The sequence below is a fragment of the Pseudomonas sp. RIT-PI-q genome, from assembly GCF_001297125.1.
Classification (GTDB): domain Bacteria; phylum Pseudomonadota; class Gammaproteobacteria; order Pseudomonadales; family Pseudomonadaceae; genus Aquipseudomonas.
Map to the genome: position 1 here is coordinate 100,611 of NZ_LHPC01000051.1, position 20,371 is coordinate 120,981.

Sequence of the window (20,371 nt, forward strand, 5' to 3'; positions counted from 1 at the left end):
TCCAGTCAGGTTTAACGGGATGGGTTCGCGGTGATCAGTCCGGCGGCGAGCGCCAGTTGCCACAACCCGCGTTCGGTGGCTTGTTCGGCCAGCGTCACCCGGGCAAAACCACAGGCATCGAGCGCCCGGCTGTAGCGGGCACAGAGTTGGGTATTGCCGATGAGGATGATCGACGGCAGATGCACGCTGTTGCGTCGACGGCGCTGAACGCTGGCCAACGCCGACAGTTCATGGCCGATCAGCAGGCCGGACAGATAATCCGCTTGGGCGGTGGCGCTGAGTTCGCCAGTCAAGCCGAGGCTGCGGGCACTGAACAACGTCGACAGCGGGCCGATTTCGCCGTCCGCCGACAGGGCCACTTGCACACCGCGATCAAAGGCTTCGCCATCGAACGAAGCAGCCTTTTGCTGGGTGCGCCCCAGAATGCTGTGTTCGCTGAGCACGGCGAAGACTTCGCCGGTCATGAAGGTATCGAAATGCACGATGCAGCCGTCGGCCACTTCCACCCATTTCGAATGACTGCCCGGCAGGCCGATCAACAGATCACCGCCCGCCCCGCTCGGCAGATTCTGCAGCACGCCGAGCACCTGGGTTTCTTCACCGCGCATCACATTCGGCAGGCGCGAACGTTGAATCACGCCCGGCACGATGTGCACATCGACGCCGCGAAGGCTGCGAACCGTTTGTAGGGAAGTTCCGAGATTGGCGACGTTCGCCGGTGTATCGCGGTAAGCCGCTTCGCGCCAACCCTGGGCGCTGCCGACCATGCCACAGGCAATCACCGGCAAGTCGGGCTGCGCGTCGAGCCAGTCGCCGCAGGCCTCGTCGAAGGCCAGTTCAAAACCGTCGGTGCAGGCCTGACCGGCGATGATTCGCGGCGTGCGCGGCAGCTGCATGATCCCCGACGACAGCGACCGCTGTTCGAGCACCTGGCCACCTGCGGCAAGTTTGTAAGCACGTAATGAGGTTGTCCCCCAATCGAGCGCGATCAATTGCGCCAGCATCGCTTCACCTGTTTTGTTTATTGGCAGTGAGTGAGCTGGACTATAAACCCGGACGGACTAAAATCTCAATATATAAATATCACTCCCATATATTGGGATATGTTTTTGACAGGCAAAAAAAATCGCAGCCTTCGATTGCTGCGATGCACCACACACGGAAATCCACCACAGCCCTGTAGGAGCCGGCTTGCTGGCGATCCACGCTCAAGCGTCGCGTTGGTCTTGAGTACGCCATCGCTGGCAAGCCAGCTCCTACAGATTCGGTGCAGGCCGCATCAATTGCCGTCGGCAAACTCGCGCAGCACTTTCCCATCCATCCGATACCGCACCCACTCTTCCTGCGGTTGCGCGCCAAGGGATTTGTAGAACTCGATCGCCGGTTTGTTCCAGTCCAGCACGCTCCACTCGAACCGCCCGCAATCATTGGCACAGGCGATTTTTGCCAAATGACGCAGCAAGGTTTTACCGGCGCCGCCGCCACGCTGTTCGGGCGTGATGTAGAGGTCTTCGAGGTACAGGCAGTTGCTGCCCAGCCACGTGGAATAACTGAAGAAGAACACCGCAAAGCCGATCGGCGAACCATCGCGCAGGCAGATCAGGCCGTGGGCGGTGGCGCCTTCGCTGAACAGGCTGCGCTCGATGTCGGCGACGCTGGCGATGACTTCGTGGCGGGCACGTTCGTAGTCGGCCAATTCCGTGATGAACGAGAGAATTTGCGGTGCATCGCTGGGGGTCGCCGGGCGGATCTCGATCGTCATGGACGTGCCTTCGTCAAAAAGTGGAAAACGCCATACTAAGGCGGCGAGCGGCGCTCGTCACATCGGAAATGAAAACGTCATCAGCGGGCCTGATACCTGTAGCAGCTGCCGAAGGCTGCGTTCGGCTGCGTAGCAGTCGTGAACCCTGAGTACACGGCTTTGCTGATACACCGCGTTGTCTGATTTCACGACTGCTGCGCAGCCGAACGCAGCCTTCGGCAGCTGCTACAAAGAATGAGTTGCGACGCACATCCCGTTACTCCGGCCTGCACTAACCCTGGCATCGCGAACCTCAGACCTAACATCCACGCCCCGCGTGATAGATAGATGACACTCACGTCTATCGGGTCAAGGAACCGCGTCATGTCTACTGCACCACCCCAGGTCTCAAGCAGGTTGTTCGGCCTGTTCTGCCTCGCCAGTTACTTGTTGTCGCTGTCCTACGGCTCGACGTTTTTGCTGTCGCTGTTGATCGGCTCACGCGGCGGCAACGAGCACGATGCCGGCAGTGTGATTTCGGCGGCGATGCTCAGCACTTTTGCGGCGGTGATCGTGTCCGGGCACTTGTCTGATTTGCTCGGCGCGGCGCGTTCGATTGCGCTGTTTGGTGTCTTGCTGGTGACCGCCAGCCTGGGTTTTGCACTGACACCAGGCTTCGGCAATTGGCTGCTGTTTTTCGGGCTGTTGCTGGGGTTGGGCTGGGGCGTGTTTTACACCCTGGGGCCGATCATCGTGGCGAGTCTGGTGTCACCCGCGCAACGGGCCAAATACTTTGCCCTGTTGTCGGGCAGCATGATGACCGGGATTGGCAGTGGCCCGTTGCTGGGGCGCGCCGCCAGCGCCCTCGGCTATCCGGTCACGGCGGCGTTTTACCTGGCGGCGCTGGCCAGTCTGATCGGCGTTTTACTGTTCTGGCGGCTGGACGTGCAGCTGAAAAAAGCGCCCGTCCAATCGACAGCGGTGTCGCGAATTTCCTGGCGCGCCACCGCTCGGGTGCTGTCCTCAAAAGCACTGTTTCCGATCATCATGGTCGGCCTCGGCGGGTGCGTGTTCGGCGGTCTGTCGAGTTTTCAAACCAGCTATGCGGCGGGCCGCTCGCTCGACTATTCGTTGTTCTTCCTTGGCTTCGTGAGCGCCGCGATCAGCAGCCGAATGCTGATTGCCGGTTTCGTCGTCAAGCGCGATCCGCTCCGGGCGTCCTGCCTGCTGTCAGGCTTGATGATGAGTTCGATCCTGATGTTCGGTTTCGTCGTCGATGACGGGTTCAGCTATGTGCTGGCGGCGGTGATGCTCGGGGTCGGTTACGGGCTGACCTACTCGGTGATCAACGGTCTGGCGGCCAACGAAGCGCCAAACGGTACAACCTCGCAAGCCTTGCTGTTGTTCAGCCTGTCTTACTTCATCGGCGTGGTTGGTTTTCCGTTGCTGGCCGGGTAAATCATCGTCGAACACGGGATGGCGACGCTGCTGCTCACGGTGTTGGCGATTGCCGTGCTGAACTGGTTGATCACCGTGGGCCGGCTGATCTGGCGTCGTGTCGTCACCCTTAAAACCGTGCAACAGGCCTGAACCGTTCGTCGTTCATCAGGCACCAACCCAATCGAGGGCGGACCAACATCAGGTAAGGACTCTAATAAATGGAGACGACACCATGATCCTGTCCAAGTTGACTGCCCTCGCTCTCGCCACCCTGCTGTCATCCGCCGCCTTCGCCGCAACCGGCCCGACCGATCCGGTTGAAAAGCCAAAATCCCCCGCCATCCAAAGCGCGCCCGGCATGAACACCAATGGCTCAGGTGTCGACAGCAGTTTGCCTCCGTCCACGGGCACCGACCCACGGACGCAAGGCAACGACGCGGGCCGTCAAGGTGGCATGAACATGCCAGACACCCGGACTCCTGACAACGCCGACACCGGCGTCGGCTCGAAAACCACCACCGGTGGCTCGGGTTCCGAAGGCGGTGCCAGCCAATAGTTCGCCCACGCGAGCGCCAGCAATACCTATCCACAGCCATGAAGAGGTAAGCATGAACGTCGATAAAAACCTGGAAAAAGAAGTCCTGACCCGCCTGCTGCACGCTCATCCGAGCGGTTTGGGCAAGGAGGTCCTGGACAATTACCGGGGGGAGAAAGTCGTGGCCAGCACCCTCGCCACATTGCAGGACCGTGGGCTGATTCAGCACGGTCATGTGGTCTGCAATGAGGCCGGTGAGCATTCGTTGAACCTGCCGATCAAACTCAGCGCTGCGGGGGTTGAAGCGGCGCGCAAGCTGAGCCTTCAGTAGCTCCCATGAGGTCGTGGTCGTGCGCGGCCGCGACCGTTTGCCAGACTCTACAAGCAGCAGGAGAAATCCCATGCCTCGTGGAAGCAAAGACACATACACCGCCGAGCAAAAGCGCAAGGCCGAACACATCGAAGAAAGCTACGAGCACAAAGGTCTCTCGAAAGATGAGGCCGAAGCGCGTGCCTGGGCGACGGTCAATAAACAGTCCGGTGGCGGTGAACGCAGCGGCGGCTCGGGGCGCAAGAAGCCGGCGAGTGCAAAGTCGGAAGATCGTAAGGAATCGGCACGACGCGCGGTGGCCAGCCGTGAAGGTCATTCGCGTAACAGCAAGGCTTCGCGCGATACGCAGACGGTGGACAGTTTGATGAAAGAGGCCAGGGCGAAGCAGATTCCTGGGCGGTCATCAATGCGTAAGCAGGAGTTGATTGAGGCGTTGCGCAAGGCTGGCTAGTCGTCAGGATTGATGTTGCATCTTATGGCCTCATCGCGGGCAAGCCCGCTCCCACAGTTTTTTGGAGTGAACACACAATTTTGTGAACACGCTGATCCCTGTAGGAGCGAGGCTTGCCCGCGAAGGCGGCAGGTCAGCCGCTGAAAGTCTTGCAGATCAATGCATCAACTTCAGCCGCCCCCGGCGATGTCGCCGGCCCCCACCGGGTCACCGCCAACGCCGCCGCCGCATTCGCCCGCCGCGCCGCCTCAACCGCCGACAACCCCTGCGCCACCCCGGCCACAAACCCCCCGGCATGGGCATCCCCGGCGCCGTTGCTGTCCACCGCCTCGACCTTGAACCCCGGCACATGCTGGCAGTCACCGCGCTGACTGATCCAACAGCCCTGCGGGCCATCGCGAACCACCATCAACACGTCGCTCGGCAGATGCTCAGCCAGCCGCTCCAACGCCTCGGCAATCTCCGACGCACCGGTGAACCGCAGCGCCTCGACACCGTTGCTGGTCCACACATCGATGCGCGCCAGCAGGGCCTGCATCAATGGCGTGTCCGGCGAATCCACCAGCGGGCCCGGATCGAACACCACCTTGATCCCGGCCGGTAACTCCAGCACCCAATCCACCAGTGCCTGGGCCTTGCCGACTTGCAGCAAGCTGTAGCCGCTGACGTAGACATAGTCGCCCGCCTCGGCCGGCACACTGGCCAGGTCCTCGGCAGTCACCTCGCCCTCGGCGCCGATGTAGGAAATGAAACTGCGCTCGGCCGAAGCATCCGTCACCGCGACGCACAATCCGGTATCGCGCTCGGCCCGGTGGGCGATGCCGATGCGGATGCCCTCAGCCTGCATCGCCTCCCGGGCCAGGTCGCCGAAACGGCCCGTGCCATGACGACCGAGATAGACCACCGGCAAGCCATTGCGCTGGGCGGCGGCCATCACATTGAAGCCGCCGCCGGCTTCGAAACTGGCGGACTGCGCCAACACGTCGCCGCCCGGCTGGGGCAGTTTATCCACGGCCATGACCAGGTCGATGATGACCTGGCCGGTGTGCAACAGCTTAGGCATGAGCATTCTCGATCAGTGCAGCGCGGCGATCCTTGGCCCCACCGAGTACGAAGTAAATCCCGCCGGCCACCAGGAACGTCACGATCCAGCCCAGGCCGTTATGGCCCAGCCATGAGTCAGACAGGAAACCGCGGAACCACACAGTTTGCTCGGTAGTGCCAATGGTGGTGAAACTGAAACCCAGCACGATCGCTATCGCCCACGCACCAAACGCACGCCACTCGACGCCGCCGCGATACCAGTAGGCGCTGCTCGGGCTGACGGCCAGCAGGTCCTTGGGGCTGTAGTAATGACGGTGAATCAGGTCGACCACGAAGATCCCGACCCACGCCGTGATCGGCACCGCCAGCAGAGAAATGAACGTGATAAAGGGGCCGTAGAAGCTGTCAGCGATCAGCATGAAGTAGATCGAACCGGCGAAAATCGCGACGATGTCGACCACCACCGCGTACACGCGTTTGACCTTGAGGCCGAGGGTCAGCGTGGTCAAACCGGCGGAGTACACCGACAGGTTGTTCGACAGCAGCAGCCCGCCGAACGCGGTGATCAGGTACGGCACGGCCATCCAGGTCGGCAGCATGTCGCGGATCGCGATGATCGGGTCAGTCGCCGAAGCGAGGTCGTTGTTGCCCACCGACAGCAGGCCGCCGAGGGTGATCAGCAGCACCAGCGGAATGCCCGCACCGAATGCCGCCGAGGCCACCAGGCGCACAGCCTTGACGCTGCGGTGCTGATAGCGCGACATGTCCGCACCGGCGTTGGCCCAGCCAATCCCGGTGCCGGCGGCCATGGTGCCGACGCCGATGATCATGGCGCTCAGCGGTGCCGGCGTGGCGTTGAACACGGCGCTCCAGTCGATGGTCGCGCAGAGGAAGCCGCCGACCAGAATGTTCAGCGCACCGAACACGTACGTCGCCCATTTCTGGATGACCAGCAAGGTGGCGTGACCGAGGCCGGACACCGACAACGTCAGCAACACGAAAATCGCAATGAAGACCAACGTCAACACAGGTGCGCTTTTGGCTTCCACCGGCGAGCCGAACAGGATCGAGCACAGCGACAACAACACGAAGGCGGCGGTGGTGGTGTTGACGGTTTCCCAGCCCAGGCGCGACATCAGCGAGACCAGGGTCGGGCCGATATTGCCGCGCACACCAAAGATTGCTCGCGACAGGGTCAGGCTCGGTGCGCGGCCACGACGGCCGGCGATGGAGATGATCCCGACCACCGCGAAGGAACCGGCGGCGCCGAGGATCGCGACGATGATCGCTTGCCAAATGGCCAGGCCGCGAAAGGCTACCAGCGTCGCGCCCAGCGGCAGGCCGAGGATGGAAATGTTGGCGGCGAACCAGACCCAGAACAGTTGCAGCGGATGACCGTTGCACTCGGCTTCCGGCACCGGTTCGATGCCTCGGGTTTCCAGTTGCCCGGCACTTGGCCCGGCGTTTGTTGAACTCATGAAAAATGCTCCTGTTGCCATTGTTGTGGTTGTTGGCAATAAATCAATGTGGCGGCATTCGAAGCCCCTGTAGGAGCTGCCGAAGGCTGCGATCTTTTGATCTTGATTTTTAGCGGCGTCAAGGCCGCCAAGATCAAAAGATCGCAGCCTTCGGCAGCTCCTACAGGGGGGCTGTGTTCCTCAGCGGAGGGTGAGGAGTCCTTTCACAAGGGGTTCAAGCTCCAGGCCATTAACGGCTTTAACCTGTTCAATCATCGCCACTGGCCAACTCTCTAGACCGAGACAGGCCCCCAGCATCGCACCCAGAATCGCCGCGATGGTATCCGTGTCGCCGCCCAGGCTGGCGGCCATGCACAGCGCTTCGAAGGCATTGATTTCGCCAATGGCCACTTGCTGGGCCAGGGCAAACGCCACCACCACCGATTCCTGCGACGCCACCGACGTGCCGATCACGTCGTACATCAAATCGGCGAGCATCCCTTTGTCACTGTCGACGCTGAGGGTCCGCGCCCAGCTGATGCGCGAGGCGATGCGGCCACCCGCAACCCAATGGCCGTGGCTTTCCGCTTGCTGGGCGATGTGCTGGCCGAGGTTCAACGCCTCGCCCAGGTCCACGCCGTTGATCCCGGCCGAGACCACTGCCGCCACCGCCGCCGCGCTGGAAATCCCCAGCGTGGTGTTATGGGTAACCTGGCAGGCTTGCACCACGGCGCTGATGAAGCGTTCAGGATCGGCGACGTCCGCCGCAATCCCCACCGGGGTGATGCGCATCGCCGCCCCATTGGTGGTGCCATAGCGCCCCGCTTCTTCCGGCGAATGACCGGCGAGGATCATCTCGATCGCCCGTTTGGTCGAAGGCCCGAGCAAATCCTGCGAGCCCTTGGCCTGCATCCCGGCTTCCCATTCGATCAGCCGCTGGGCGAGCACCGAAGGTTCGATGAGGCCTTCACCTTCAACCAGCAGCTGACCGACCAGGATCGCCTGTTCGGTGTCGTCGGTGATCGAGCCTTTGGGCATGTTGGCCGCGATCGGTTGATCGGGGCCGGCGTCTTGCAAATCGGTGATCTCGCCGAAGCGCAACTTGATCTCGGCGCGGCTCAGGGATTGAGTCGGCATGCCCAGCGCGTCGCCCAGGGCCAGTCCGTAGAACGCGCCCAGGGCACGATTGAGCGCGGTCATTGTGACGATCCAAATTGCAAATGCAGGCGAAAGTGCACGGGGTCGAGCAGGCTTTCGACCTGTTCCATGAAGCGGTTCTGCCGGTCGTAAGTGGTGCGCAGGGCTTTGAGAAACACCGTGCCGGTCGGACGGCCGAGCAGTTCGGCGTCTTCGGCGCTCAGGGGTTCAGCGCCGATCCATTGATCGCCGCGTTCGCCGATGTAGCCGTAGGCGGCCAGGGTGATGGTCAGGGAGTTGTCGATCAGGCCGACGCGCGGCAGGCTTTCCAGGCCTCCGGTGGCGGGCATCAATGAGCGTTCGAGGGAAACCAGTTTGCCGTCGGTGGAACGGCGGCGCCGATCGAGGGTAATGAATTGGTCGGTGCCGAAACGCGACAGCAGGTCCGGACGGGTTACCGCCTCCAGCCGCAGCACTTCGGTATTGATAAACGCGCCACTGTCCGCCAGGGCCTGGGCCCAGCCACTGCGCTGATCGAGCACCACACCGTCGAACGTGACGATGGACCCGACCCCGCTTTGCGTCGCGATGTAGTGACGCCGTTTCAACTCGGCCAGGGCTTCACGCAGCGTACCTCGGCTGACTTTGAATTCTTGAGCCAACTGATGCTCACCCGGCAACAGAAAGCCGTCCTCCATGAGGCCGGTTTCGATGCGCCGGATGAGCTCGTCGACCACCCGTTGTTTCTTGTCAAATCGTACCTGTCTAATCATGTACAAAGTGATAACCGAAACGGGTTGGGGCGAGCAAGGAATATTTAAGGGAAGTGACAGAAGGATGGGATTGTTCGTGATAGCAGGGGTGAATCAAATACACCGCCATCGCGGGCAAGCCACGCTCCCACAGGTTATGTGTCGTTCACGTATATGCGATTGACATGTAACCTGTGGGAGCGTGGCTTGCCCGCGATGGCGTCCGCGAGATCAGCGAAAATCTTAGCGTTGTTTCAACCGGTCAATCACCACAGCCAGCAACAAGATCGAACCGCGAATCACGTACTGATAAAAGGTATCGATGTTCTTCAGGTTCATCGCATTCTCAATGATCGCCAGAATCAACACCCCGGCAATCACATGCCGAATCATCCCGATCCCGCCGCTCAGCGACACCCCGCCCAGCACGCACGCCGAGATCACTGTCAGTTCGAAACCCTGACCAATCATCGGCTGCCCCGAGGTCATGCGCGACGCCAGGATCACCCCGGCCAACGCGCCAATCACCCCGTGCACGGCGAAGATGATGATCTTGGTCCGGTCAACGTTGACCCCGGCCAGCAGCGCCGCTTCCTGGTTACCGCCGATGGCCATGGTGTTGCGCCCGTAGGTGGTGTAATTCAGCAGCCAGCCGAAAAACAGGAAGCACACGAGGGTGATCAGGATCGGCACCGGCACGCCGAACAACTGGCCGTTGCCGAAGACGAAGAACGACTCCTGAGACACACCGACCGCTTTGCCGTTGGCAAAAATGTAAGCCAGACCGCGAACGATCTGCATGGTCGCCAGCGTGGTAATCAACGCATTGACCCGCAGCTTGGCAATCACGATCCCGTTGATCAGCCCGACAATCAGCCCCATCACCAGCGCCGCACTGACACCGAGAAACACGCTGTCGGTGTCGCGCATCACCACCGCCGCCACCACGCCGGCACAGGCAATCACCGACCCCACCGACAAGTCGAAATGCCCCGACGCCAGGCAATACAACATGGTGCAGGCGGCAATTCCCGTGGTGGAAATCGCCAGGCCCAGCCCACGCATGTTCAGCGGCGAAAGGAAGTTGTCGATCAGCAAGGTGCAGAGGACGAAGATCCCGACAGCCGCCAGCAACATCACCCAGTCATCGAGAAAGCGCCGCAGGTCGAGCGGTTTGCGCTGGGTCGGCAGAGCGTTGTTTTGGATGGTCATAGTCACCTCTCAGTTCGCCACGCCGTCAGCGCGTTGGCGTGGCAAAGCCAGCTGCAGCAGGTTGGATTCATTGGCCTGTTCGCGGGACAGTTCGCCGCGCATCGCGCCTTCGCAGAGCACCAGGATGCGGTCGGAAATGCCCATCACTTCCATCAGGTCGCTGGACACCACAATCACCGCGATACCGCTCTCGGCCAGGTTGTGGATGATCTGGTAGATCTCGGCTTTGGCGCCGATGTCGATGCCGCGAGTGGGCTCGTCGAGCAGCAGGACTTTCATCGGCATCGACAGCCAGCGACCGAGAATGGCCTTCTGCTGATTGCCGCCGGACAGGTACATGATTTTCTGCGCCGCGCTGGGCGTCTTCACTTTCAACGCCTTGATCTGCTTCTCGGCGTTGCCCTTTTCCCATAGGCCACGCAACAGGCAACCGAAGGTGGAATGGGCGCCGCGCGCGCTGATGTTGATGTTCTCGGCGACGCTTGCGAGCGGCAGGATGCCCTCCTTCTTGCGGTCTTCGGGGCACAGCAGAATCCCGGCGGCGATCGCATCGCGAGGTGAATGCAGTTTCAGTTCATGACCACGCAATTCGAGGCGTCCGGCGGTGTTGCGCGTCAGTCCGCTGAGCATGCGCAACAGCTCCGTACGCCCGGCGCCGACCAGACCGAACAGCCCGAGAATCTCGCCTTTGTGCGCGTCGAAACTCACCGGCTCACGCAAGCCCGGCCCGAGCAAACCGTCGACCCTGAGCGCAACCGCACCCCGCTGGCGCGAGCGGTAATCGTAGATGTCCTGGATGTCGCGGCCGACCATGCAGGTGACCAGTTGATCGTGGGTCAGCTCGCTCATGTCCTCGAAGGTACGCACGTAACGGCCGTCCTTGAACACCGTCACCGCGTTGCAGATGCGGAACACTTCTTCCATGCGGTGCGAGACATACAGCACCACTTTGCCCTCATCGCGCAGGCGAGTGATGATCGCCATCAAGCGATCGATCTCCCGCGCCGACAGGCTGCTGGTCGGCTCATCAAAAGCAATCACATGCGCGCCACGAGACAACGCCTTGGCGATTTCCACCAGTTGGCGCTGGCCGAGGGACAGGCGCCCGACTTTCTCTTGCGGATCGATTTCATCGGCCAGGCCCTTGAGGCAGGCCAACGCTTGCTGGCGCAATGCGCCGCGATTGATCAGGCCGAAACTCGCCGGCAGATGACCGAGGAACAGGTTCTCCGCCACGGTCATTTCCGGCACCAGGTGCAGCTCCTGATGGATCACGGCAACGCGGCTGGCGATGCTGTCGGCGGTGGACTTGAAGACCATCGTTTGTTCGCCGATCTGCAGGTCGCCGCTGCTCGGTGTGTAGGCGCCGCCGAGGATTTTCAGCAGCGTCGACTTGCCGGCACCGTTCTCGCCCATCAACGCGTGAACCTGCCCCGGGTGGGCGACGAAGCTGATGCCGTCCAGCGCCTTCACGCCGGGAAAGGTCTTGCCGATCCCGTTGAAGCGCAAGCTGCCGCCGCGGTGTTCTTGTCTGTGTGTTTGCGCTTGCATAACCACCTCATCGCAAAGATCAGGCGGCCCCGTTGCCAGGGCCGCCGATGAAATCAACCGCGCCTCAGTTCCACAGGCCGATCTTTTCCAGTTCCTGCTTGAAGTTGTCGCGCGTGATCAGCGTCACGTCGTCCATGGCGGTGTACTTCACCGGCTCTTTGCCGGTGGTGACCCACTCGTACATCATGCTGGCGGTGTTGTAGCCTTCGATGTGCGGGCTCGGCAGCATCGAGCCGTAGAAGCCGCTGTTGGCTTTCTTCAGTTCGCCGATGGCGTCGGTGCCATTGATGCCGATGCCGATCACATTGGCCGCGGCGAACCCGGCGCTTTCGGTGGCGCGCACGCCGCCCAGCACGGTGTTGTCGTTCATGCCGCCGATGATCAGGTTTTTTGCCGCGCCTGGCAGTTTCACCAGCGCCGAATTGGTGGCGTCCATGCTGCCCGGCACGTCGAGGGTTTTCAGCGCCGAGTACAGAATGTGCTCTTTCGGCATGCCGGCGTCTTGCAGGGCTTTGGCCGAGCCGTCGGTGCGCTTCTTGCCGGTGTCGAGTTCGTTGTAGGTGTTGATCACCGCGTAGGTGTCTTTCCATTCCCAACCGCGTTTTTTCGCTTCGGTGGCCATGGCGTTGCCTTGTTTCTGGCCGACTTCGAACGCCGCCATGCCGAGGTACGGAACGTCTTCCATGAACTTGCCGCTGGCATCGACGAAGCGGTCATCGACCGCGATCACTTTCAAACCGTTGAGCTTGGCCTTGGCCATGATCGCAGGGCCGAGGGACACGTCCGGCGGGCAGATCACGAACCCCTTGGCACCGTTGGCGGCGAGGCTGTCGATGGCCGAGAGGGTTTTTTCGCCATCCGGCACGGCGATCTTGATCAGGGTGAAGCCCTTCTCTTTACCCGCCTTTTCGGCGAACGCCCATTCAGTCTGGAACCAGGGCTCTTCCGCTTGCTTGACCAGAAAGCCGATCTTCACTTCTTCGGCCGCCAGCAGCGTGCTGCTCAGGCTGACCGCGGTGACCGCCAAAGCGGCACAGCACAGGGTACGGATCCCACGACGACGATTCATAAGCTGACTCCTTGTTATTTTTTTTGAGAGTTTCAGAAATCGATGCAGCGTCAAAACCATGCAGCCAATAGTCATATCGTATGATGATTGGATTTCAAGCGTAGCTTCTCGCCTGAAACCCGTTTTATTCAGTCGTGGTACATGACCGAGCGACCACCATCGATGGTGATGCACGACGCGTTGATGAACGGCGCTTCATCGCTGGCCAGGAACACCGCGGTCATGGCCACTTCGATCGGCTGACCGATGCGCCGTGGCGGATGCAGATCGAAGGCGCGCTGACGCTCGACGTGAGGGTCGGCAAAGCCGTTCCAGTAATCGACGTTCAGTTGAGTTTCGATGTAGCCCGGCGCGATGGCGTTGACGCGAATGCCCTTGGGCGCATATTCGATGCCCAGCGCGCGGGTCAGGCCGAGCAAACCATGCTTGGCCACCGGGTACGGGAAGCAACCGGGAATGATGTGAGTGGAATGGGTCGAGGCGATGTTGATGATGCTGCCGATGCCCTGCTCGATCATCTGCGGCAGCACCGCCTTGCAGCCGTACCAGGCGCCGTCCAGATCGATGGCGAAGCAGCGGCGCCAGTCTTCTTCAGTCATTTGCAGTGGATCACGGAACACGTTGACCCCGGCGCAGTTGACCAGCACGTCGATCCGACCATGAAGCTCGATGGCCAGCTTGGCCATGGCGTGCAAGTCTTGCTGGTTGGACACGTCGGCCTTGATCGCCTGGACATCAAAGCCCTTGTCCCGCCACTGGGCCGCGACGCTTTCGACTTTCTCGCCCTGGATATCGCTGATGACCAGTTTGGCTTGCTGCGAAGCGAAGGTCGCGACGATCGCCTCGCCGATACCTTGAGCGGCGCCGGTCAGCAGGACGACCTTGTTTCTCAGGCGTTCGCCCTTCGGCGGTTCGGGCACCGGTGGCAAGGAAAGAGGTTCAGCCATGGATCAGGACTCCTTTTCGAAGGCACGACAAAAGCCGGGCATCTGTCGATGCCCGGCCAAAAAGCTGTTTGGAAAATCGCTGCATCACTTCACCTGTTTTGTTTTTTTAAGTGTGAGTGCGTGTCACTGATGGGGCTGACTATAAACCCGGCCTGCCAATAATCTCAATATATAATTTTACATCCCATATTTAGGGATTTATCCAGCGAAGCGAGTACAGGTTTTTCCGGGTACATCGACGCGAATCGATAACACGGCACCGTCCAATAGGTGATTGTGCGGGCTGGCGGCACTGGTGATGTACAGGGTTTTCAGGTCTTCATCGCCGAACACGCAACTGGTGGGACGGCTGACGGGCAGTTCGATCATCCGATCGACACGGCCATCCGGCGCCAGTCTGAGCAGGCAGCTGCCGTCCCAGCGGGCGTTCCAGATAAAACCTTCGGTATCCATTGCCGAGCCATCGGGACCACCGCGCTGATGAGGGCCGAACCAGACTTTGGCCGGGTCGAGGTTTCCGTCAGTGCGGATGAAATGCTGATAGATCGTGCGGTCGAGGCTGTCGGCGAAATACACCGTGCTGGCGTCATCGCTCCACAGCAACGTATTGGGAATGCCCAAGCCTCGGAGCAACGGCGTGACGCGAGCATCGCGGTCGATACGAAACAGGCCACCGCAACGGCGCACGATGGGCACGTCTTCGCCCTGCGGACCGATGTTGTTTTGCATGGTGCCAAGCCAGAGCCGGCCCTGAGCATCGCAGCGCGCTTCGTTGGCGCGATTGCCCGGTTGCGGGTCGGCGACGCAGAGCAATGTCAGTCGCGGTTCCAGGCCGGGGGAATCCAGGTCTAGCCGGTACACGCCGCTGTTCAGGGTCACCAGCGCATCGCCGCTTTCGCAGGGAATGAAGGCGGACACGTGCTCGGGCATCTGCCAGATCTGCACGTTGGCGCCGATCAGCCGTAGCGCTTGTTTGCCGGCGATGTCGACCCAGTACAGCGCCTGGGTCGGCGCGTCCCAGAACGGGCCTTCGCCGAGTCGTGCACGGTGTTCGGTCACTGCGGTCCAGTCCATGAAACCTCCTGCGTTGTTCTTGTTTTTTTTATCTAGGAGCCCGGCTTGCCGGCGATGGCGTCCTTCAGCTCGCCTTCGCCGGCAAGCCGGCTCCTACCTTGTCGGCCATGACTTGTGGGTAGAAACGCTTGATGGCCAGGTCAGCGTTATCGATCAGGGTCATGCAGGCCCAGACACCGCGCGCGGCATCCCGGGCGGCGATGGCGTCGGCCATGTCTTTGTGAATCGGCAAGGTGCGGCGCAGTTCGTCGGGGTCGGCGGCGGACACTTCGAACGACACCGCGAGCAGCGCGCCGAGGGCCGGGACCATTTGTTCGATGAATTGATTGTGGCTGGCGGCGAGGATGCACTCGTGGAAAAACTGGTCGGCACGGTTGTAATCGACGCCGCTGTCGACTGCCCGTTCCAGAGCGTTATAGGCCTGAAGGATAGCGTGCACCTGTTCGGTGGTAGCGCGCTCGCACGCCCAGCGCACGGCCATCGGTTCGATGGTGCGGCGCAGGTCGAGCAGGTCGTCGACGAAGTTTTCCGGCAGGCCGCTGCGCGACAACCAGCCTACGACTTGTGGATCGAAGAGGTTCCAGCGCCGCACCGGCAATACTCGCGTGCCGACCTTTGGCCCGACTTCGAGCATGCCTTTGGCGACCAGGGTTTTGATGGCTTCGCGGATGACCGTGCGGCTGACACCCAGTTGTTCGCCGAGGTCAGCTTCGACCTTGAGGGTCTCTCCGGGCTTCACTTGGCCTGCGGCAATCCAGCCGCCCAGCCAATCGACCGTCGACGCATGAAAACTGCTGGACATGGACACCTCAAAGCCATTCGCTATGGAGGCCCACGCTAATCATCATACGATTGGGTGTCAATTTGATTTTCAGAAGTACACACAGGTCCACTGTGGGAGCGGGCTTGCCCGCGATGAGGCCTTAACATTCAACATCAATGTCGCCTGTTACGCCGCTATCGCGGGCAAGCCCGCTCCCACAGTGTTGTGTGTTATGGCTCCAGGCCGATGGGGAAGAACTCGCCGCCACTCCACACGCCCAGCCAGCGCTCGCCGTCGATCTCGCGACTCACCGCCAGCTCCACCAGTTGATAGAACACGTTACGGTGGATCAGCGCTTCAAGGTTGGTGCGCACATGCACGTATGGCGCGGGCTCTTGCGTCACCGGATCGATCACCACGCGAATCGGGTGTTCGGCGCCGGCCTCGGCGGTTTCGTCAACGTTGGTAGTGAAGCGCAAGACCTGGGCTTCGCCCTCGCCCTCCACTTCCACGGCAATCGCCACGAACGGCGCGTCGTCGACCTTGATGCCGACTTTCTCGACCGGGGTAATGAGGAAGTAATCATCGCCGTCGCGGCGGATGATGGTGGAGAACAGCTTGACCATCGGCTTGCGCCCGATCGGCGTGCCCAGGTAATACCAGGTGCCGTCGCGGGCGATGCGCATGTCGATGTCGCCGCAGAAGTCGGGGTTCCACAGGTGGACCGGCGGCAAGCCTTTGGTTTTGGGGATTTGCCCCAACAAGTCGTTGGCTTTTTGCGGGCCACTCATGGCGTTCTCCTGTCGAATTATTGGTCGCTGAGCCCCAGCAGGCTGCGCGCGTATTGTTCCAGCGGCGGGCCCCCCAGGCTTCTGGCTTTTTGTCGGGGGACGTCAGTAAACCGCCACGACTCTTGATGCGTGCAGTATCAATCAAATACTGGGTGCTGGTCTCGATCAACATGATTTGAATGACGCCACTGTCGATGCCGAGGCGATCCACGGCTTCCTGATCCAGCCACTCATCCGAGTTGCCGATGCGGTCGTCGGACTTGGCGAAACGCGTATAGAGAAGGTAGTGCGCCCCGGCGGCCCGTGCTTCGCCCATGGCTTCATCAAGACCTTCCGGCGTACGCGCGCGGCGGACCATGGGGAAATACTCGACGAAGCCATCGAAGGCGACTTCGGCAATCACGTTAGGTCGAGGGTAGCCGGCACTGCCTGGCGGGATGAAGGCGCCCTGGGCGATGTAGACGAACGAGTCCGGTTGAATGCGCAGGTTGTTCACGCGGCGGCTGTCGCTATGGTCGAGCAGGCCCGCATCGCTCATGTGGTAGCGAGTCCCTTCGGCCATATCGCTGACATTCATGCAGCCACCAAGCGCCAAAACGGCCAGCAGCAAAACCAGGCTACGCATCCTATCCTCCAGAGGCCGGTGACGGAAAACCGGCGAATGGCCAGTGGATGCAGCTTCCGCGCCAGCTCAGGGAACATCAGCGGCTGACAGATTGCTTTCGCGGGCAAGCCTCGCTCCTACAGGTTTTGCACAATCCCCTGTAGGAGCGAGGCTTGCCCGCGAAGAGGCCCGATCAGCCGCCGATAATCTTCATAACTGTGGCACCACCAGAGAACGCCACTTCCTGCTTGTCCCCCAGGGCTTTCACCAAGAGTCGCTGCAAGGCCGGCAACGCCTGATGACGCGGTTTGTCGAGCAGGTCACCAACATAGTGGCGATTACTCGATGACAGGCAGCCATGCAGCCACCCCGTGGAAGACAGGCGCAACCGCGAACAGGTGCGGCAGAACGGCACGCTTTCGTTGGCAATCACGCCGAAGTGGCCCTGCCCCGGAATTTCGTACCGCACCGCCGTCGCATCGACCGGCGCATCGGCCTGAAGGTACTCGTAGCGTTCGCCGATCAGGCTGAGCAATTGCTGGAGGCTGACAAACTGCTGCAAGAACGCGTTGGAGTCGCTGGCCAGATGGCCCATGCGCATCAGCTCGATGAAACGCAGCTCATAGCCGCGCTCCAGGCAGTAATCGAGCAACGGCATTACCTGATCGAGGTTCTGCCCGCGCAACGGCACCATGTTGACCTTGATCTTGAGGCCCGCCGCGCTGGCCTGGTCCATGCCATCGAGCACGGTCGCCAGATCGCCGCCACGGGCGATGCTGCGGAATGCGCCGGCATCCAGGGTATCGAGGGAAACGTTGATGCGACGAATGCCAGCGTCTACCAGCAGTGGCAGTTTCTTCGCCAGCAGCTGGCCATTGGTGGTCAGGCTGATGTCTTCAAGGCCCATTTGCCCGACGGCGGTCATGAAGGCTTCGAGTTTGGGGCTGACCAGTGGCTCACCACCGGTGATACGCAAGCGCTCGATGCCGGCGGCTTCGATCAGATACGCCACGCCACGCGCCATGGCCTCGGCCGACAATTCATCCTGCGCTGCCACCAATCGCTTGCCGTTGGGCACGCAATAGGTACACGCGTAATTGCAGGCTGAGGTCAGGCTGATTCGCAAATTGCGAAAACGCCTGCCTTGACGGTCAACGATCATGGATCACTCCGGCAGAAGAAGTTTCGGACCGCTAAAACTTGACTCACAAATCAAGTTTTAGCAATACCTAAGCCTGAGTATATTCCTGCGGTACTGCGCCATGTAGCGAAATAATGGCGCAATCAGGCAACTGAATGGTTCAGCTGCTGGGGGTGTCGGTATCGCGCTTGCGCTTGTTGCCCATGCGCACGCCGATGTCCATCAGGAACTGGAAGAAGCCTTCCTGATCTTCCAGCACATTGCTCCAGAATGGCGAGTGATACAGCGCCACGGCGCCATGCACCAGCGCCCAAGATGCGCAGTAATGGAAGTACGGCGGCACGTCTTCGAGCTTGCCTTCGCTGATCCGGCCCTTGATGAGCAGGGTCAGGCGTTCGAAGTTCGAGGCGCGGATCTTGTGCAATTCCTCGACCATCTCCGGCACCTGGTTGCCCTTGACCACCTTTTCTTCCAGGCGATCGAACAACCGATAGCGTTGCGGGTCGCGCATGCGGAATTCGAAATAGGCCCGGGACAACGCTTCCTTGTCCTTGTCGACATCGGCCGAATGCAACAGCTCGTTCAAATCGCGCTCGTAATCGAGCATCAGGCGCAGATAGATCTCGGCTTTGGATTTGAAGTGCTTGTAGATCGTGCCTTTGCCGATACCGACGGCATCAGCAATCATCTCGACGGTGACACTGTCTTCACCTTGGTCGAGGAACAGCTTGAGCGCGGTATCGAGAATTTCTTGCTCGCGGCGACGAAACTCACGGACCTTACGAGGTTCTTTATGCATAAGAAAAGGTCTGTAGGGGTCAAAATTCGAAGCCGCGTATTATGCCTAACTTGCGCAAAAATGCACGGATCATCCGACCATATATGTGTTTCTTGATGAATTCGGACAGGGTCGCCGGTTGATGAGAACTCTTCCGAAGCGGCCGTATTCCAAAATTGTTTAAAAACCGGGGCCGGTAAACTGGACTCGGCGCAATACTGATCAATACTTGAACTGTCGGCGAGGCATCTCCCCCAAGTGTCGCGCCGATATAGGTACCAACGGACCGCGTACCTTTGTTTTACTCCTAATGGTCTTAACCCGGATTCACCCCCCAGAACCCGGGTTTTTTTTGCCTGCGATTTAACCTTTCACGTGCGCCAGCGGAAACAGGCGCTTGAAGTTTTCAGTGGTTTGCTCGGCAAAACGCTCGTAGGACTCGCCTCGCAACATTGCCAGAAATTCCGCAACCTCGCGCACGTACTGCGGCAGGTTCGGCTTGCCGCGATACGGGATCGGCGCCAGGTACGGAGAGTCGGTTTCCACCAACAGACGATCAGCGGGCACCTTGCTGGCGACATCGCGCAACGCGTCGGCATTGCGAAAAGTGACAATACCGGACAGGGAAATGTAATACCCCATATCCAGTGCGGCTTTGGCCATCTCCCAGTCTTCGGTGAAGCAATGCAGTACGCCGGCCTGGGGCAACGCCGCTTCACGCAGGAGGTTCAACGTATCGGCGCGGGCGCCACGGGTGTGGATGATCACCGGCTTGCCGGTCTGCTGCGCCGCTTGCAGGTGCAGACGAAACGAAGCCTGCTGCAACTCCGCCGCTTCCGGTTCGTAGTGATAGTCCAGACCGGTTTCACCGATCGCCACCACACGTGGATGGTTGAGCTCCTGCAACAGCCAGTCCAGCGCTGGCGCGGCGTCCGCCTGTACATCCAGCGGATGCACGCCGACCGAACAATCGACGTCTTCATAACGTTCAGCCAGGGCTTTGACGTCGGCGGCATTGTCGACGCTGACGCCGATGCACAAGAAGTGCCCTACGCCGCGCTGACGGGCCGCATCCAGCGCAGCATCGAGGGAACCGTTGTGGGCGGCGAGATCAAGGCGATCGAGGTGGCAATGGGAATCTACGAGCATAAAAAGGGCTGCAACTTACATCGTATGAGTGGGACGGTCGGACTTCAGGGCTCCGGCCAGGTGGGTTTCGATTCGACTGCGCGCGGTGTCGTCGCCTGCGTTGAACTGCACGCCGACCCCGGCAGCCCGGTTGCCCTGGGCGCCTTTGGGGGTGATCCAGGTGACCTTGCCGGCGACCGGGATCTTTTCCGATTCATCCATCAGGTTCAGCAGCATGAACACCTCATCGCCCAACTTGTAGCTCTTGTTGGTCGGGATAAACAGGCCGCCATTCTTGATGAACGGCATGTAGGCCGCATAAAGCACGGACTTGTCCTTGATGGTCAGGGACAAAATACCGTTGCGCGGCCCCGGATTGACGGCTTCATTCATGCTGACCTCCACTGCTGATGCTCAGAGTCTAG

The 20,371-nt window shown here is 60.6% G+C and carries 20 protein-coding genes and 2 pseudogenes; 4 read left to right on the forward strand and 18 right to left on the reverse strand.

The genetic code is table 11. From position 1 onward, the window contains the following. Nucleotides 1–11 precede the first annotated feature (11 nt). Together AEQ67_RS27130 and AEQ67_RS27135 are read right to left on the reverse strand one after the other, a co-directional pair. Entirely contained in the window at nt 12–1,004 is a 993-nt protein-coding gene (locus AEQ67_RS27130) for a 2-dehydro-3-deoxygalactonokinase (RefSeq protein WP_059406846.1), read from the reverse strand. Nucleotides 1,005–1,279: 275 nt separating this feature from the next. Continuing rightward, nucleotides 1,280–1,762 carry a GNAT family N-acetyltransferase gene (locus tag AEQ67_RS27135; protein WP_059406847.1) on the reverse strand — a complete coding sequence of 161 codons (483 nt, stop codon included), beginning with the start codon at nt 1,760–1,762 and terminating at the stop codon, nt 1,280–1,282. 363 nt (nt 1,763–2,125) lie between these two features. Between AEQ67_RS27135 and AEQ67_RS27140 the strand changes: the two are divergent. The 4 genes and pseudogenes from AEQ67_RS27140 to AEQ67_RS27155 all read left to right on the forward strand — a co-directional run bounded on the left by AEQ67_RS27140 (nt 2,126) and on the right by AEQ67_RS27155 (nt 4,498). Next, a pseudogene (locus tag AEQ67_RS27140) lies at nt 2,126–3,331 on the forward strand (MFS transporter). An 82-nt stretch (nt 3,332–3,413) separates the two neighbouring features. Next, nucleotides 3,414–3,737 (forward strand): hypothetical protein, encoded by a 324-nt coding sequence (locus AEQ67_RS27145; protein ID WP_059406848.1) that lies wholly within the window; start codon nt 3,414–3,416, stop codon nt 3,735–3,737. 52 nt (nt 3,738–3,789) lie between these two features. After that, nucleotides 3,790–4,047, forward strand: a complete 258-nt coding sequence (locus AEQ67_RS27150; protein ID WP_059406849.1) for a hypothetical protein — start codon at nt 3,790–3,792, stop codon at nt 4,045–4,047. A 70-nt stretch (nt 4,048–4,117) separates the two neighbouring features. Continuing rightward, on the forward strand, nt 4,118–4,498 hold the full coding sequence (locus tag AEQ67_RS27155) for a Rho termination factor N-terminal domain-containing protein (protein ID WP_059406850.1): 381 nt from the start codon (nt 4,118–4,120) through the stop codon (nt 4,496–4,498). Nucleotides 4,499–4,631: 133 nt separating this feature from the next. Here AEQ67_RS27155 and AEQ67_RS27160 read toward each other — a convergent pair whose 3' ends face one another. The 16 genes and pseudogenes from AEQ67_RS27160 to AEQ67_RS27235 all read right to left on the reverse strand — a co-directional run bounded on the left by AEQ67_RS27160 (nt 4,632) and on the right by AEQ67_RS27235 (nt 20,339). Next, nucleotides 4,632–5,561 carry a PfkB family carbohydrate kinase gene (locus AEQ67_RS27160; protein WP_059406851.1) on the reverse strand — a complete coding sequence of 310 codons (930 nt, stop codon included), beginning with the start codon at nt 5,559–5,561 and terminating at the stop codon, nt 4,632–4,634. Further along, the gene (locus AEQ67_RS27165; RefSeq protein WP_059406852.1) at nt 5,554–7,020 is read right to left on the reverse strand and encodes a purine-cytosine permease family protein; all 1,467 of its coding nucleotides are present in this window, start codon (nt 7,018–7,020) and stop codon (nt 5,554–5,556) included. Before AEQ67_RS27165 ends, AEQ67_RS27160 begins: the two co-directional genes overlap by 8 nt. Nucleotides 7,021–7,200: 180 nt before the next feature. Beyond that, entirely contained in the window at nt 7,201–8,199 is a 999-nt protein-coding gene (locus AEQ67_RS27170; RefSeq protein ID WP_059406853.1) for an ADP-ribosylglycohydrolase family protein, read from the reverse strand. After that, nucleotides 8,196–8,909 (reverse strand): GntR family transcriptional regulator, encoded by a 714-nt coding sequence (locus AEQ67_RS27175; protein ID WP_059406854.1) that lies wholly within the window; start codon nt 8,907–8,909, stop codon nt 8,196–8,198. Before AEQ67_RS27175 ends, AEQ67_RS27170 begins: the two co-directional genes overlap by 4 nt. Nucleotides 8,910–9,131: 222 nt before the next feature. Continuing rightward, nucleotides 9,132–10,100 (reverse strand): L-arabinose ABC transporter permease AraH, encoded by a 969-nt coding sequence (araH, locus tag AEQ67_RS27180; protein ID WP_059406855.1) that lies wholly within the window; start codon nt 10,098–10,100, stop codon nt 9,132–9,134. Between the two features lie 9 nt (nt 10,101–10,109). After that, entirely contained in the window at nt 10,110–11,651 is a 1,542-nt protein-coding gene (gene araG / locus AEQ67_RS27185) for an L-arabinose ABC transporter ATP-binding protein AraG (protein WP_059406856.1), read from the reverse strand. Between the two features lie 64 nt (nt 11,652–11,715). Beyond that, on the reverse strand, nt 11,716–12,720 hold the full coding sequence (locus tag AEQ67_RS27190) for a substrate-binding domain-containing protein (RefSeq protein WP_059406857.1): 1,005 nt from the start codon (nt 12,718–12,720) through the stop codon (nt 11,716–11,718). Between the two features lie 128 nt (nt 12,721–12,848). Then, a complete protein-coding gene (locus AEQ67_RS27195) occupies nt 12,849–13,667 on the reverse strand; it encodes an SDR family oxidoreductase (RefSeq protein WP_059406858.1) in 819 nt (272 codons plus the stop codon). A 198-nt stretch (nt 13,668–13,865) separates the two neighbouring features. Then, on the reverse strand, nt 13,866–14,741 hold the full coding sequence (locus tag AEQ67_RS27200; protein WP_059406859.1) for an SMP-30/gluconolactonase/LRE family protein: 876 nt from the start codon (nt 14,739–14,741) through the stop codon (nt 13,866–13,868). Nucleotides 14,742–14,805: 64 nt separating this feature from the next. Next, nucleotides 14,806–15,543: a FadR/GntR family transcriptional regulator gene (locus tag AEQ67_RS27205; protein WP_059406860.1), complete on the reverse strand. Its 738-nt coding sequence runs from the start codon at nt 15,541–15,543 to the stop codon at nt 14,806–14,808. A 191-nt stretch (nt 15,544–15,734) separates the two neighbouring features. After that, nucleotides 15,735–16,295 carry a DUF1285 domain-containing protein gene (locus AEQ67_RS27210; RefSeq protein ID WP_059406861.1) on the reverse strand — a complete coding sequence of 187 codons (561 nt, stop codon included), beginning with the start codon at nt 16,293–16,295 and terminating at the stop codon, nt 15,735–15,737. 17 nt (nt 16,296–16,312) lie between these two features. Beyond that, nucleotides 16,313–16,920 (reverse strand): annotated as a pseudogene (locus AEQ67_RS34340) (DUF4823 domain-containing protein). A gap of 172 nt (nt 16,921–17,092) precedes the next feature. Continuing rightward, nucleotides 17,093–18,061 carry a GTP 3',8-cyclase MoaA gene (locus AEQ67_RS27220; protein ID WP_059406863.1) on the reverse strand — a complete coding sequence of 323 codons (969 nt, stop codon included), beginning with the start codon at nt 18,059–18,061 and terminating at the stop codon, nt 17,093–17,095. A gap of 139 nt (nt 18,062–18,200) precedes the next feature. Then, nucleotides 18,201–18,839 (reverse strand): TetR/AcrR family transcriptional regulator, encoded by a 639-nt coding sequence (locus AEQ67_RS27225; RefSeq protein ID WP_008152317.1) that lies wholly within the window; start codon nt 18,837–18,839, stop codon nt 18,201–18,203. A gap of 342 nt (nt 18,840–19,181) precedes the next feature. Beyond that, complete coding sequence (locus tag AEQ67_RS27230) at nt 19,182–19,967, reverse strand: TatD family hydrolase (RefSeq protein ID WP_059406864.1); 786 nt, start codon at nt 19,965–19,967, stop codon at nt 19,182–19,184. Nucleotides 19,968–19,982: 15 nt separating this feature from the next. Next, nucleotides 19,983–20,339, reverse strand: coding sequence for a PilZ domain-containing protein (locus AEQ67_RS27235; RefSeq protein WP_059406865.1), 357 nt, complete (start codon nt 20,337–20,339; stop codon nt 19,983–19,985). Nucleotides 20,340–20,371 lie beyond the last annotated feature (32 nt).